General features: G+C 63.1%; 12 protein-coding genes and 1 pseudogene. 10 read left to right on the forward strand and 3 right to left on the reverse strand.

The window, feature by feature from the left end; all coding sequences use genetic code 11:
* Window positions 1-2: 2 nt before the first annotated feature.
* Entirely contained in the window at window positions 3-959 is a 957-nt protein-coding gene (locus ACFZ8E_RS03950) for a DUF6538 domain-containing protein (protein ID WP_405042050.1), read from the reverse strand.
* A gap of 383 nt (window positions 960-1,342) precedes the next feature.
* Between ACFZ8E_RS03950 and ACFZ8E_RS03955 the strand changes: the two genes are divergently transcribed.
* The 10 genes from ACFZ8E_RS03955 to ACFZ8E_RS04000 all read left to right on the forward strand — a co-directional run bounded on the left by ACFZ8E_RS03955 (window position 1,343) and on the right by ACFZ8E_RS04000 (window position 13,393).
* Complete coding sequence (locus ACFZ8E_RS03955; protein ID WP_405042051.1) at window positions 1,343-1,681, forward strand: hypothetical protein; 339 nt, start codon at window positions 1,343-1,345, stop codon at window positions 1,679-1,681.
* The gene (locus ACFZ8E_RS03960) at window positions 1,668-2,936 is read left to right on the forward strand and encodes a hypothetical protein (protein ID WP_405042052.1); all 1,269 of its coding nucleotides are present in this window, start codon (window positions 1,668-1,670) and stop codon (window positions 2,934-2,936) included. The genes ACFZ8E_RS03955 and ACFZ8E_RS03960 overlap by 14 nt, the downstream gene beginning before the upstream one ends.
* A gap of 109 nt (window positions 2,937-3,045) precedes the next feature.
* Window positions 3,046-4,308, forward strand: coding sequence for a hypothetical protein (locus tag ACFZ8E_RS03965; RefSeq protein WP_405042053.1), 1,263 nt, complete (start codon window positions 3,046-3,048; stop codon window positions 4,306-4,308).
* A gap of 96 nt (window positions 4,309-4,404) precedes the next feature.
* Window positions 4,405-6,753 (forward strand): hypothetical protein, encoded by a 2,349-nt coding sequence (locus tag ACFZ8E_RS03970; protein WP_405042054.1) that lies wholly within the window; start codon window positions 4,405-4,407, stop codon window positions 6,751-6,753.
* A gap of 696 nt (window positions 6,754-7,449) precedes the next feature.
* Window positions 7,450-7,590 carry a hypothetical protein gene (locus tag ACFZ8E_RS03975; protein ID WP_405042055.1) on the forward strand — a complete coding sequence of 47 codons (141 nt, stop codon included), beginning with the start codon at window positions 7,450-7,452 and terminating at the stop codon, window positions 7,588-7,590.
* Between the two features lie 30 nt (window positions 7,591-7,620).
* Window positions 7,621-8,067 carry a hypothetical protein gene (locus ACFZ8E_RS03980; protein WP_405042056.1) on the forward strand — a complete coding sequence of 149 codons (447 nt, stop codon included), beginning with the start codon at window positions 7,621-7,623 and terminating at the stop codon, window positions 8,065-8,067.
* Window positions 8,064-8,594, forward strand: a complete 531-nt coding sequence (locus tag ACFZ8E_RS03985) for a hypothetical protein (RefSeq protein WP_405042057.1) — start codon at window positions 8,064-8,066, stop codon at window positions 8,592-8,594. The genes ACFZ8E_RS03980 and ACFZ8E_RS03985 overlap by 4 nt, the downstream gene beginning before the upstream one ends.
* Before the next feature lie 305 nt (window positions 8,595-8,899).
* Window positions 8,900-9,583 (forward strand): winged helix-turn-helix domain-containing protein, encoded by a 684-nt coding sequence (locus ACFZ8E_RS03990; protein ID WP_405042058.1) that lies wholly within the window; start codon window positions 8,900-8,902, stop codon window positions 9,581-9,583.
* Entirely contained in the window at window positions 9,580-11,847 is a 2,268-nt protein-coding gene (locus ACFZ8E_RS03995; protein WP_405042059.1) for a KGGVGR-motif variant AAA ATPase, read from the forward strand. Before ACFZ8E_RS03990 ends, ACFZ8E_RS03995 begins: the two co-directional genes overlap by 4 nt.
* Entirely contained in the window at window positions 11,834-13,393 is a 1,560-nt protein-coding gene (locus tag ACFZ8E_RS04000) for a hypothetical protein (RefSeq protein ID WP_405042060.1), read from the forward strand. Before ACFZ8E_RS03995 ends, ACFZ8E_RS04000 begins: the two co-directional genes overlap by 14 nt.
* 474 nt (window positions 13,394-13,867) lie before the next feature.
* Here ACFZ8E_RS04000 and ACFZ8E_RS04005 read toward each other — a convergent pair whose 3' ends face one another.
* Together ACFZ8E_RS04005 and ACFZ8E_RS04010 are read right to left on the reverse strand one after the other, a co-directional pair.
* The gene (locus tag ACFZ8E_RS04005; RefSeq protein ID WP_405042061.1) at window positions 13,868-14,134 is read right to left on the reverse strand and encodes a transposase; all 267 of its coding nucleotides are present in this window, start codon (window positions 14,132-14,134) and stop codon (window positions 13,868-13,870) included.
* Between the two features lie 50 nt (window positions 14,135-14,184).
* Window positions 14,185-14,694 (reverse strand): annotated as a pseudogene (locus ACFZ8E_RS04010) (IS3 family transposase); the annotation flags it as partial.
* Window positions 14,695-14,907: the final 213 nt, after the last annotated feature.

Below are 14,907 nucleotides of genomic sequence, written 5' to 3' on the forward strand. Positions count from 1 at the left end.
TCTTACCCCAGATGAACCAGAGCCTCCGCTCCTGAACACCGCTGAATGTCCCAAATCATCTGACGACGGACAATCTCCAGCTTCTCGGCGCGCGGCACCTTGACCGTAAGGCCGGTGGTCGGGTTCGACTTGAGTTTGCGCCGCGAGACCAGCCAGCCATAGATCGCCTTCATGGCAGCGAGATACACGTCTCTCACGGTGATCGCCTTTCGATCGCCTTCGAGCAGGTGATCGAGCCATTCGACGATCTTGTCTCCGTCGATGATGGCGAGATCGTCGTGACCCATGAAGTCCACCAGCTGCACGAAGACGGGCATCCACCGTTTTCTGGTCGCAGGCGACAGTTCCGCGGCCGCCGCATAGGCGAGAAAGGTTTCGAGAGCTTTGACGCGCTGCGTCAGAGCGACTCGCTTCGGAAACCGATCCTTGTTCGGATCCTCGCGATGATCGCCGCGCAACCATCGATATGGTTGGGCGCATGCCTGAGCGACCGCCTCCGCTGCATGATAGTCGATCGACCTACGGGTCGGCGCGTCGACCAGGATGCCCCTGTCCGTCAGGAGGGCATCGATGTCGACGCCCACCGAGTCGTCGAAGAGCTTCTTCTCCTCATCAGAGCGGAACCCCTTGATGGCATAATGGCAATAATCGATGATAAATTCATGGTAGAACATAGAAAACCCACCATTGCGAAAGCGCTCCATGTATAGATGATACATGTCGCCTCCTATCGCTGCGATTTCCTGCCAACCGAGCTTCCGGTAACCTTCGCGCAGACTTTTCCATCTGCCCTGAATTTTCAGATCGTGTTGATCGAATCGACGTTTCGCCTCGATCGAATCCTTCGTTTTGAGAGAATGTTTCTCAAGCTCATGGCCGACGAGTTCCGCCAGATCCTTCGGGACGCGGCGGCGGTAGTAGTAGGTCTTCGAAGTTGGGTGCAACCAGGGAGCGGCCATGGATTCGATCTTCCTCGATGCCACGGTATCCATGAGAGGTAAGAGATTCCTTTGACCGAGATGCCGGCGTCTCGGCGAGCCCTTCGTTCCTTGTGCGACGAGCGCGCCGATCCGTTCCGAACTTGTATCGGCAAGTCGGGGCGTGCCGAGCTCCCGGGTAACGTTCCGCTATATCGCCTCAATTGCGGCGACGTCGAACAGGACAGCCGGATACGGACAATGTCCCGCAGGGGCGTAGGGCGGCGCGGCGTGGTCCTCGAGTGGTTCTAGGTCACTGCGTTGGCCTGCTCGGCAGAAGCGTGACTCCGTGCGCGGCCATCTGTAGGTTGCCTTCGGGCCCCCGGATTCGCCGACGAGCCTCTCTCGCTGAATGGTGGGCAGGCATGGAAAGCTATAGGTTTCGGGCGCCGGGTAAGACGCCCGAGAACGTGCAGCTCGATCTGGACGAGGTTTGGACGACGATTCGTGAGGACGAGGGTTTGCGGCGTCGTGCGGCAGCCCTCGGTGCCGACGTCGACGCCGTCGGCGAGGAGAGCCCGTTCGAGGCGGAGCAGGGGGCTGAGGGTATCGGCGCCGTCGAGCTCATTCTGATCGGGGCGGCCGCTCGCGTGGTTGGGGGGCTGGGCGAGAAGGCGCTCGCGGCGCTTTGGAACGAACTGATCTGGCCGCGCCTGCGTCCGCGCCTGGGCGGCGTCGAGCAGATCGAGGATGAGCACAAGTAGGCTGCGGCTGCTATCCGCCGCGGCGGAAGTCCCACATCCGGTCCTTCGGGACCGCAAGTCCATCGTCGCGGGCACCTTGATCGCGCGGAGCTTTGACGCGACGTTGGTCCCTCACGCCCCGACCGATCACGACGTCCTGCACGACATGCGGACCGAAGCCGCGGCGGCGGCGGTCAGCAGAGCATCCTGCAGGGATCATAACACGACGTTGGAGCACCATCTCGACGCCGTGCGCGGGGCGCTCGGTCGGGCGGTGGTCGGCCACGGCTTGGCAGGCGAGCGCGGGCCGGTCGTGGGCTCGCGCGAGGCGACCGTACCCGGGATTCTGGCCCGTTTCGATACGGACCTCGCCCGGATCGACTGCATCCGCTGCGGTCGCGCGAACGGCCATCTCTGCAACGGCAGCGAGCTCGATAACGCGACCATGCGCAAGCAGCCGGAGTGCTGGAGTCCGTTCACGGACATCTTCGCACTCGCGATGACCGCGGCTCAGGACGCATACCAAGCGTACGTGCCGGACCTACCCGCGTTCAGCGGCCTACCGTCTACCTACGTGGCGTTCACCACGACGGCGTGCGACGGCAGCGCCATCGATGCGCGGACCATGTTCCCGCCGCGCGACGGACTCCCCGCCCGGTACGCGGAGGTCGTCGTCGATATCCCACGCGGTCTGCAAGACCCGGAGGCATATCACAGGTTGGCCTACCTGTTGTTCCACGAGGTGATCGTCCACGCCGTCCAAGCGGCGCGACGCGCTTCGGCCCGCAAGCCGCAAGGCTCGCAGTGCGCCTTCGCCGAAGGTCTCGTGGACTCGGCCGCCTTCCGTATCCTGATGCATGCCCTGGACGGCCGCGGCGATGCTCCCATCGCGTCGATGCACGGTATCGCGGGCCTGTCCGACCGGTTCCGGGCCAGCGCGCACGGTCAGCGCGAGGAGCGGTGTCGGCTCGGAGCGGTCGGCTCGGATGGTGCGGGGGAACTTGCGGCTCGAGCTCGGGCTTTCGGACGGCGGTGCTTCGACAAGCTTTCCGACGTCAGGGGTGGCAAGGAAGGCGAGCGCTGGGCGATCCGGCTCGCTCTATGCCTGAACCTTGAAGACCTCGATCTGGCGCGCAGACGCGCCCTGCTCATGGCGATTTGGGAAGGCGTCGACGCTCCCTCGTTCCTTTCGCGGATCGGTGCGTGCCGCGCTCTGGATGCCTACCTGGAGCATGCCGACGTCGACCGTCTCCGGGCGGAACTCGGGGCCGCCTAGTCGCAGAACAGGACGATTGGGAAACCGCGGGTGCGAGAAGGAGTTCTTATCCGTTTGAATTGAAAGTCGGTTCGTCTTAAGTCTGGGTTGCGACTCGGTAGGGATTTGAATGGGTGACTCGTCCTTGAGGATTGTCGGCAGCGTCCTCGGGCTGCGTCGTTTCACGCTTCCGGAACTCGTCCACAACGCGAAGGTCGAGCCGAGCGCGGCCCGGTCGTGGCTGCGTCGGAACAAGTGCAGTTTCACCGCTCCGGAAACCGCTTCGACAGGCGGGATGGGCCGTCCGCTGCGGGTGTGGCGGCTCACGGCGGAGGCTGAGGCCCGGTACGCCAAGCGTTTGGCGAAGATCGCTTCGACGCGTCTGAATGCGGCCGTGCACGGCTCGGACCGGCCTGTGGTGACGCAGCTTGCAGCGCTGGACGAGGCCGAGGGCTATCTCGTTCTCGCCCGTGGGACCAAGAGCCCTGACGAGCGGAACACGGCCCTCGCATGGGCATCGGAATGGGCTGATGCCGCCGCCAGACGCGTGGTCTCCCACAAGGAAGTCGGCGACGTGGTCGCCTCCGAGGTGCTGCACAAGCTCCTTCGCGTTCAAGTCGACGTGTCCGCCCTCCGACACGAGGAGGTTCATCGGCTCGAACAGGCCGAAGTCGACCTGGCCCGGCTCCCGACGACGGTCCTCGCCATTGCCCGCAATCGGGTCGCGTGCCTCGAGGCGTGGTCGTTCACGGAAGTGTGCGTGCCACGGGAGCCGGACAGGTTGGCGGCGTCCGGTCCGGCCGGTCTGGAGGCGGTCGGCTCCCTTGCCGCGCTAGGGCTGTTGACGTCGTTCAAGACGACCGTCGGAGCTTGCCGGGCATGGGCAAATCAAGTTCGTGCGCTGTCCCCAACCACCTTCATGAAGGGCCTCGGGCTGCTCGATCGTTCCCTGGCCCGGACCTGGAGCACCGACGCCGGCACCATGTTCGTGGCGATCTGCGCGGGCATCGAGCAGCATCCGGAGCTGTTCGGCGATCCGCGCGTCAGCGAATGGCTGGACGGCTCGTTCGTCCGGGCGGCGGACCAGCCGGCCGTCAAGGGTGCCTACTTGCGTATCCGGCTGCACACGCCGGGGGCTCACCGTACCGAGGTTCTCGATCTCGCCGGCGTCGCGGCACCAACGGACGCATGGCCGATCACGGAGGTTTGCGACCATGTGCCGGCGCTTGCTTGCGACTTCGAGCCGGAATCCTGGGCCACGGCGGAGCGCTCCCTGATGGCGCAGGGTCTCGCCTACTACCGCGCGACGTCGGAGTCTCACCGCGTGCTCGTTTCCGGACGATCCGAGAGCGCAAGGTTCAGATCCGCCTTCATGCAGGAGGATCTCGACTAGGGCGGCGCGGCGACCGGGGCGCCCTCCCGCATACATCCCGCGGGACCGAAACGCGGGCAGGTCCGGGGGGGACCCTGACGGGGCAAGGAAATCTCGATGAGCGACGAACGCCCGGCCCACTGGCCCCGCTACCTCCGTTCCGCCGCGCGCCTGCGCGTCGCGATCGAGCGCAATCTTCAAGACTATCTGTTCGAGCGCGACCTCGGAGGTCGCATCTTCTATGTGTTCGACGCGAACGTCATCAAGCTCTTCCTCAGTCCCGCGGAGGTGAGCGAGCGCGTGGCATCTCTTGGCGAACGCGGGGACGAGCCGCACCTCCCGGCCACCGCCGTGATCACTGCGGAGTTCCTTTTTTCCCGCGGCCTCTCCGGTCAGTACGACACGCCGGCGCTCCTCACCCCTGGGCATGCGGAGGACGTGGCGGCCATGATCGACAGGATCGAGCGTCGCGTCGTGGACGTCGTCCATAGGCAGGGGATGGACGGCGGAGGGCAGCGCCTCGGCCGCGGGGGGGCGGACGCGATCCACCTGCAACGGCTGGTCGATTCCGTCTCGTTCGAGGGCGGCGACATCGAGGGGCCCGTTCGAAGGCTCGTCCAAGAGCTCCCGAAAGCGGCCCACGGCTTGTTCGACAGCGCCGTTAACGAGGCTCGGCAGGTCGGCAGGATCGTCGACGGCGATCTGCTGAGACCTTTGAGGTTGCACCCTGCGGCGACACGCGAGGTCATGAACCCCGACCTCCGCATCGTCGAGGTCTGGGCGGCACGGATACGGGCGGAACATCGCGAGGCGATCGGCGGCGACAGGCAGGCCTCCGCTCGCGAACGCATCCGGCGCGACGCCGAGGCGGTGGCCCAGACACTCATCCTGAACGACGCGGCGCGCGATGCCCTCGTGCCGACGCGGTACGTCTTTGTCACTACGGACAAGGCCATACGGCGCGCCTACGCCCGCCGGTTCTGGGAGGAGGGCCCGGACCGCCCTTCGGACTACGCGCTGCGTGACCCCGCCCAGTACGTCCCGATTCTCAATGCGCAGCAGATGAGGAACGGCGTCGACTCGTCCGACCTGCTGGAGCAGGTCAGGACGGCCATCGACGCTCTGTTCGAGGGCGTCCGGGACGATCTGGGCAACGCCGACTACGATACGTTCATGGCGCAGTACGCCGACGGATGGATGGATCGGGTGAGGGCGCGGCGACCGGCTGCATGGGGCCGCGCCCTGGACCGATTGGACGCTGTGAGGCGGGACGGGCGGTCGGAGGCGCTTGAAAACCTTCATGCGCTTTGGCGGGAGGCGGGGCAGGGTGCCGTCCTGCTCAACGCGAAGCTGCTACACCGACGGTTCGAGGTCGAGTTCACGCCGGTCGTGCGAGTGCTGAACACCTATTCCTCGATCCAGTCTCGGGTCCTATCGCACCTCCGGACGGTAGTCTCGGACTTGGGCGATGCGCACGCCAACCTGGTGGCCACTGGGCTCGAACGGGAAGACGCCCCTCCGTCCACGGCAGACGGAGTGGTGATCGCGCCCAAAGTTCCGGGACCGGTCCCGCTGCTCGTCCGGCGGCCGTTACGGAGCCTCCGGGACGAAGAACCCGGTCGTCCGTCGGATCGAACCCGGCCGACGATCTTCTTCGATGCTGCCTGCGCAGCTTTCAGGGCCGGGAGGTGGGCGCTGGCGCAGGGATATGCGCGGCGAGCCCACGTCGTATTCCGCGCCGCGCCGTCCGACATCAGGGTGCCTCTCAACCCGGATGAACTGGAGGCTTATGCCGCCGAGGCCGCCTACGTATCCGCTGCCGCTACGATCCTACGCATGGAGAGCGAGGAGGCATACGACCTCGCGCGCCGGGGCAATGCCGAGGCCGTCCGGCGCCATCGGCTCCGGAGCGATCGCTACGGCCTGATACGTGGAATCGCGACCGAGAGCGCTTTGGTCCTGGGACGCCTCTACCGTGGGCGGCTACAGGCTCATTTGATGGGTTGGTGGTCGACGCACGACCCGCTGTTGGCCTTTCTCCGGATGAGCGACGGTCTGCTGGAGGCCGTCGAGGCACTGCCGATGGCATCTGCTCCGTCCCCCGGTTACGTCCGGCCGGATGGCGATGGCTCGGCGCTGCGGTCGTTCCTATGGCAGCAGGTCGCCTTTGCGTCCGCGTTCGAGCGGTTGTTCATGCGCGACGAACCGGTGTTCGACGACGCGCTGGTCGCTCGGGCTATAGAGGCGATGGCGGGCGGGATCGGCGTCTACCACGATTCCCTCGCCTCCAGGATGGTCACGTCGTTCCTGCGAAACCGTATGGCCGAGCGGAGAAACGACGATAGCGCTACGCATACCAGGGCCGACGTCGAGCGGATCGCGTCGCAGGTCCAACCATCCGACACCATCGAGGCTGCGTTGGCGAAACATCTGCTCGCATGGGTCCGTGACGACAGTACGGGTTGATGGTCGAGTATGCCTCCCAGCTCGATCGCCGGTTGCAGGGTCGAAACCCTCGGCGCATCGATCGACTGTTGGTCTGCCAGGGCACGTCTCCGCGTTGCGAAAACCCGGACTTGAAATACATCGCGGACGATCGAACCGATATCCAGCTGCAAAGGCCGCGGTGTGCTGGACCGGATCGCCGAATGGCGTCGGGCTGGTCGGACGCCGTTCCCGTCCTGAGCGATATCGGAGGTGCCATCAAAGGCGGACGTTCCACACGTGGGACCCGGAAGTTCCCCCGGGACGCCTCCTGCAAGAACGCCTTCTCCAGCGTCGGATCGGCGATTGATTTTCGACGCCGAGCATTCCCGGTCCCGAGAAGCTTCATCCGTCGAACTTTATCCGATTTCCGGCCGCCAAACTCACGCGATCACCGGTAGTATGTCAATGAACTCACGCCGGACGTACGGATTGCGTCCGCAAGGCTTTGACCCTGTGAGATCAACACGTCCGCCTGCTGTGGCTTGACAACAAACTTCTCGGGCTTCGGGTGCTTTGCCATCTCGTCCGTCCTCCAGGCTCGAAAACCATACCGAAGGGCGGACGACTTCAATGGGGCCGGACCAGTATGCTGGCGCGGGTGGATCGGGGTCCGCTTTCGGCTTCCTGTTCATCCCAGGGCATGGCACGTGACGCGAGATCCGCTATGGTGCCTCCATGTCCGATACCGAAAGGCCCCTGTCGCGCGAAACGCTGACCCGGGCCTTCGAGATCATGGGTCAATATCTGGGCGATCGAGCGGTTTTGTGCGAGCTTGCCATCTACGGCGGCTCCGCAATCATGCTGCAGTTCGACTGAAGGCGTACGACCGAGGACGTCGATGCCGTCGTGCTTCACGCCGATGCAGTCGGAGAGCGGAACCCGTCGTTCGCCCGTCACGGCGTTGCCAAGGACGCCTCGTATTACGCATCGCTTGCGCTCGGTCTGAAAGAGGACTGGCTCAATCGGGCCGTTGACGCCTTCACCGCGCGCGACGAGGAGGTCGAACGCTTCGTGCCGTTCGGGTCGTATCCGTCAGACGGCCCGACCGGACTCCGCGTATTCCTCGTCCGCCTCGAATATCTGTGCGCCATGAAGCTCGCCGCCCTCAAGCGCACCGACGTCGGCGACAAGGACTACGACGACGCCCTCAAGCTGGCTATGTTGACCGGCGTCCGGGACGAGGAGGGTCTGCGGACGCTATACGGAGGCTTCTTCCCGGAGGATGCGCTCGCCCCCAATGCCGAGGAGCGACTGCGTGAGCTAGTCGCCGACTTAGCGGGGTACACGCCATGAGGCCGCAATCCCTCCGCGAGGTGATAGATCGGGCCTCCCCCGACGACGCCGCGTTCGCCGACGCCTGTCACGACTTTCTCGATGCCTTCTATCTCAGGCATGGAGACCGCGAGGCGCCGGAGGTCATGCTACGCGCCCCGCTTGAATTGACCGGCGATGCCTTCCAGGACGCCTGCATCGGCGCCATGGGCGAACACCTGGCGCGACGCTGGAACCTGCCGGTGCCCGAGTGGACGGGAGGTCGGTCCCGCAATCGGCTCGGGCCTCCCGTATTCGTTCCCGAGAGCAAGGCTCTGCGGGGCTATCTACTGTCCGCCAGCCCGCCAGCCCGCCAGCCCGCCAGCCCGCCGGCCTTCCGGGCGAGGCTCGTCTTCACGGGAAGCGACCCCCTCCAGCGAGCGCGTTTCCCCCGGGACGGTGATGAATCCAAGGTCGCCTTGGCGTGGCCTGCCCGTGTCTTCCCGAACCGTGGGATCGACGCCAGGGACTCGGTCTTCGGCATTTCCCGAAGAGTGTCGTCGCCGTAGCCATGCGACATGCGACCCCCATTGGCATCTGCGCAACGCGGACCTCGGAACCTATGCCGTGCCGGGGATCGACGGACGGGGGCGGATCCAAGGAACCTCGGGAGCGCTTGAGGCTCCGCCTGAAGCTGTAACTCCGCAAAAGGGTTTGAGCTGAGGTCGCCCATGACGCCGCGGAGCGACCCGCCGGACGAGGCTGCAAACCCCCGTCGTGACCAGCGTCAACTATGTGTCAACTCGATCATTGACCCTTTGTTGACGCGGCGCGCTTGGCCTCGTAGCTGTGGGCTGGGAAACGGGATGGCACGATGTGGGACATGGTTTTGGATGTCGTGACCTCCCTGGCCACGACGAACGACAAGAGGCTGACGTCGGCGGATGTATCCGCGATCTGCGACCTTCTGGACGATGCATCGGTTTCCAGCGACAGGCAGGATATCAAGGCGGCGCATGACGCGCTGGAACAGAGCTACCGCACGTTGCTCGCTGCTGCACCCGAGGCAGCGAGACGTGCAGCCTCCGGGACCGATGCGGCGTCGGACCATGCGACGGCACATACGCTTGGACAGATAAGCTTGGCCCAAGCGTTTGCTGCCCGCGCATACGAACGGCGCCCGGACGTCACGTTCGCGGCGACGCTCAAGGAAGCCCGGTTCGAGAAGCTGGTGCGGGCTCTCGCGGAGCGGCCGATGACAGGCGTCGAGCTTTCCGACCGAACGGATGTCACGCCGGAAACAGTAAGTCGGAATCTGAAGATACTGCGCGAACTCGGTGTTTCTGATTATCATCGGGATGGAACTCGTCTCATCAACTTCCTGACTCCGCCGGCAATGGCACTGGTGAAAAGCATGAACCTCGCGCATCTGCCTGTCGCCGCGAAGGAAAGTGGGATCGCAGCATTGCAGAATCGCAGCAATGCACTTCCGGACCACATGCGCTCGACCCCATCCTTCGCCTCGAACGACCTCGATCTCGAAAGGCCGGCGGCGTGACCGAAGAGGGCGGTCGAGTTGTGACGTTCTACTCCTTCAAGGGAGGCGTAGGGCGGACCATGGCCTTGGCGAACACGGCGTTCCTGGCGGCTACAAACGGTCTTCGTGTCCTGGTCATGGATTGGGATCTCGAAGCTCCCGGCGTTCCCTACTACTTCAGAGGGCAACTCGAGGCGCACGACGAGGCATCCCTGGCGATGAAGCCCGGCATCCTCGACATGGTGACGCAATGGACGGCGCGGGTGAAGCAGATGTCTTCCTCGACTGACGCCGATGCATTGACGAAGACGTACGAAAACGACGAAGCGTTTAGACCTTTTGTGAGTACGCTTATTCCGAATGAGCGCTTTCGTGGCGGTGGCTGCCTCGATGCCATCGTTGCGGGCGCGTCGAAGGGGGGAGAAACCGGTAATTCCGTATACGAACAGACCCTGTCCGATTTTTCATGGCCGAATTTCTTCAACCACTATGCGGGTGGATTGTTGATCCAAGCCCTCAGAAATTGGGCGAGGTCCAAATACGATCTCGTATTGGTCGACAGTAGAACCGGATTCGCCGACGTTGCAGGCATCTGCACCGTTCAGCTGCCTGATATCGTTGCCCTATGTTTTATTATGAACAGGCAAAACATCGATGGGACGGCGAAAGTCGCGGCCGCAATAAAACGGCAACGCGACAACGACGTGGAAATGCGTTTGATACCCATGCGTTTGTCGCGTGAGGGAACGTCCGAGGAAGCCGATGCGCAGGCCTTCGCTCGCGGCGTGCTTCGCCGGGTGGGTCTTCTGGGGCAGGACCTAATTGCTTCGGATCTCGAAAGACTCCGCATACGTGCAGCGGATGGCGTACCGTTCTACGAAACCTTAGCTCCATTCGGCTCGACGGAACCGAGAAAAGACCCTTTGACCCTGGACTATGCCACCGTGGCGGAAGTCCTGATCGGCCGTAGCATCGAGATCGCTCCCATAGACGCGGCCTGGCGCGACTTCGTGCGCAGGCGTCTGGAGCCGCGGCAGGCAACCTTGGCATATCTGGCGGAGCTTGAAATCGCCGAGCCCAATAGAGCGCGCGAGGAGATCGAAGCGCTGATTGCATCGGCGAACCATTCCGTGGAAACAGGTCGCAAGCTCGACGATGCCTACGTCGATGCTTTGATCAAGGCGACGTTCGTCGTCGCCGAGCGGCCGGACGTCGATTTCGAGGAGCAGATCGATCCATACGATGCTCTTCTGACGCTCATGCGGCGCCTGTTCGAGAGACAGCCGGATGTCTGGCGCCTTCGACTGGCGGACGTCATCGAACGTACCTCGGCAGAGGAAAACAGCCTTGGAACGCCCGAGGATGAAGCCGCCGTTCTCGAGGATATCGATACCCTGCTCGCTGGCGCACCGGCGACGGCCGCGCTTGGATTGCGACGGGCGCGACTTCGTCATCGCGTCGTGCGCACCATGCTATTCGATGGAAACTTCGACGAAGCCCTTCGATCGATTGACTTGGCGGACAGCTTGTTGAACGGAGTGCGACCGCTCCATCCTACACCCGAGGAGCTGAGAGAAATCGACGAGGCGATTGTTCAAAGTCGACTATTGAAGGGCGACGCTTATTTCAGTCAAAATAACGGTCACGCTGCCGTACGCGAGTACAAATCGGCGTTAATGCTGGCAGAAAATGATCATCCAGGTTCGCGGACGGTATCGGACGTTCTATTCCGCCTTGTTCGCGGATATCTCAGCTTCGACCCCCCCGCCGCGACGGAGCCTGCGCTTCGGTGGACGACGCTGAACGCAGATAGCCCCGGCGCACTCAGCCGACTTTCGGTGTTGGTCGATGCGGTATCGTCTTCGATCGACCCTGCGGGTGCGTCGCTGAAGCTGACTCGCTTGTTGTTTTCAGAGGACGAGCAATCCAGTTCATATAGATCATCTTCGTTTTTCAGTCGGTTTCTCGGTGTAAATTCTACTTTTAGATTTCTTGTTTCGGCCGCAAAGCTGATCGTGCTTATACCCGAAGAAGATCTCATTGTAATTAAAGGTCTGATTGTCCTAATTTCTCAGATATCGCCCAAGGTGCTCGTCCGAGGTTCGGGGTACATCGAAGCGCGATATGATGAGCTTCGAAGTGCAGTCGATGTTTTGATATCGGCAGCTGCCTTATTGGGTCTTGAGCAAGAAGTTGGTCGATTGAATGCCATATCTGAACATTTGGTAAGAAGCGTCCGACGTCAAACGCCGAATTCCGGAGAGCGAGACGATGGATCTGCCTGACCGGAACGTACTGGAAGCCTTTAAGGCACTGCCCAATCCAGCCGATCTGTTCCTCCATACATGGCGCATGGCAGCCGTGTGGACGCCGAGCGACCGCGACGCTGCGGAGCCGCCTTCGCCTGACACCAAGATGGCATTCGCCGCAGCATTAGCTCACGACGATGGTCCTGCTTCGGTCTCATTGATAATTAAGATCGTACTTCCGCATTGGCCTGCGACGTTCGACAGCTACGATGTGCGCCGCAGGGCTGCCGGCCTTTTGCTTGCAATGCTTGCCTCGATCGACGAAGTCTTTCGTTTGATCCATCCTCGCACCGTGAGATTGGCGCCCGGTGCGACACCCCGTGTGACGGTTCCGGAATGGCTTCGGCGTTTGGAGTTTCATAGGGGTCGGTATGGGTGGTACGCGGAAGATGCGTCGTCCCAACTCGTTGCACGCGGGCCACTGAAGCGAGTGGCTCGATCGGCCGCCGCATCCTTCGCCGACAGTCTGCCTGATCGCTTTTCGGCAATCGGCGTCTGCCGCAGAAGCATGGTCGAGGGAGGTCGTCCGATAGGAATACGGATGCTACCCGTCGGCAGCGATGCTGCGACAGGCGTGCCGTCTTCTGGAATATCGGGTGGGGAAACGGTCGGCTTCGTTGCGGTTGCCGAAGGCGCGGACGATCTCGACGTCGTCGTCGAAGAGCGGGGCGGGCGCGAGTACGTGGACTTCCGGCCTCGCGCCGACCTCAACGAGGCAGCGCGCATTTTCGAGGCAGCGCGTGGGCTCGGTCCCGTCGACCTTCTCGTATGTCCGGAGCTGACCGTCTCTTCGGACGGAGCGAGGCGGCTCGGCGGCCTTCTTGCAGGTGCCGGCATCCGGCTTGCGAACGTCGTTCTTGCGGGCAGCGGACTTAGTGCGGACACCCATGCCGATGAACGACACTGGAACGAGGCCCGACTTCTGAACGGTGCCGGGGTCGTGCTTGCCACGCAGCGGAAGGTCTGGCCGTTCGGGCTTTCGCGGTCGAAAGCCGACGGCTACGGGATACTCGAATCCGGCAGCACGGCAACAGGCCTCGTTATGGAGGATGTCGCGTCCGGTACGGAAATATCCATCATAGAAATGTCAGGATTTGGGCGCGTCATTATTTTGATATGCCAGGATTTCGAAGCTCAGCCTCTGGTCTCGGATCTCATAAGCGAGTATCAGCCTGATTGGGTTCTTGTGCCTATCTTAGATCTTCCTCTGCGAAATTTCGGTTGGACGAACAATCGGGCATTTGGGCTCAGCGGGTATGCTCAAGCCCGCTTCATCGTCGTAAACAGTTTGACGCTATCGAACCGGACTCGCGATGCGACAGCGACAGCGACAGCGACAGCGATCGGATTGGCATTAGGGCCGCGCGATCCGACGGCGGACGCCTCTGGGGCCGAGGTCGACAAATCGCGTGCATTTGCTCTCGCGGTGCCGGACATTACGCAGTCCCCCTCCCGTGCTTCGCTGACGTGGCGCGACGGAACAGCCGTTTGGCAGGAGATGGTGTTGACAGCCAAGCTCTGAGAACCGGGCGGGGTCGGTGAAGAACCAATTGCAACACTCGACGGCATCCAGACCAATTGGATCCGGGGGCGCGCAAGAGAGAGATGCCGATGCGTCCGACTTCTTCGGCGAGATCGGACACCTTGTTCCGGATACCAGAGTAAGTGGCTTGCCTCGCTTGGGTCATGCGTGAAACGCTCGAGATTGATCGCAGGAAGTTCGTCCAGATAGATCACGTCGAACGGGATCTACTGATGCGATCTTTCACCGATCCTTTGATCGCATCTTTGAGGCGGGCCGGACAGGAGACGACGAGGAAGTCCCCGGCGGACCTCGCGTTGAAAAGCCTCTCGCCAGTGATCCCACGACTCGAGCATCCACTGTCAGCAGGCGCAGATCGTCGACGACGGGACGGAAGCCTCTCGAGGATCAGGAGTGTCAAACAGCGTTGAACATTGACCCTGGATTAGAGTGGGCCCCTGACGGTGGGCACGATCAGGCGGCGGTTTTGACCGTCGGCCGGGCGTGTTGCTCCTCGAACTGCACGGGGCTCAGGTACCCGAGCGCGGAATGCAGCCGCTTGGTATTGTAGACCTCGTCGATGAAGCGCGGTAGCTCGGCTGCCACATCGGCGAAGGTCTCGAACGCCATCGGGTACACCCCCTCGACCTTGAGCGTCTTCATGAAGCTCTCGGCCTTGGCGTTGTCGTAGGGATTGCCGCGCCGGCTTATCGAACCGACGATCCCGTGCTCGACCAACACCTTCCGATACGCCTCGGCAGCGTATTGACTGCCGCGGTCCGTGTGGTGGGTCAGTCCCCGTGCCGGCTGGCGCCTTCGATCGCTGCGCGCAGAGCCGCGAGGGTCAGGCAGGCGTCGATCGACCGGCCGAGCGCGTAGCCGACCACGCGGCGCGACCAGGCATCCAGGATGATCGCGACGTAGACGAAGCCGCCTGTTACCGCGACGTAGGTCAGATCCGCGACCCAGAGCTGATCGGGCCCGTTCGGCACGATGTCCCGGGCCAGGTTCGGGAAGATCGGGCTCTCATGATCGCTGTCGGTGGTCGTGACGTAGCGGCGGCGAACACGCGGCTGTAGGTCATGCGCGCGCATGAGGCGGCGGACCTTCTTGTGATTCACCTGCCACCCCTGCTGGCGCAGGGCCGCTTGGACGCGGCGCCAGCCGTAGGCTTCAAACGCGTCGCAGATCGCCGCCATGGCCTCAACGAGGGCGGTGTCGTCGGCCGCCCGCGTCGGAGCGTCGTAGAAGGTGGAGCGCGCCAGACCCATCAGCCGACATCCCGCAGCGACGGAGAGGCTGCCGGGCCGGTGATCACGGACATAGGCCCGCTTCTCGGCGGCGGTCCCTGGCGTAGAGCCCCTTTTAAAAACTCAAGCTCAAGCGCCTGACGGCCGACGAGCCGTTCGAGCGCGGCGATGCGCGCCTCGTAGGCTTGGATCGTGTTGGCGGCGGCCGCGTCGTCGTCGAACGCGCCGGTCTCGTACTTCTACACCCAGACCCGCACGAGGTTG

The organism is Methylobacterium sp. HMF5984 (assembly GCF_045033435.1).
In the GTDB taxonomy this organism is placed as follows: Bacteria; Pseudomonadota; Alphaproteobacteria; order Rhizobiales; family Beijerinckiaceae; genus Methylobacterium.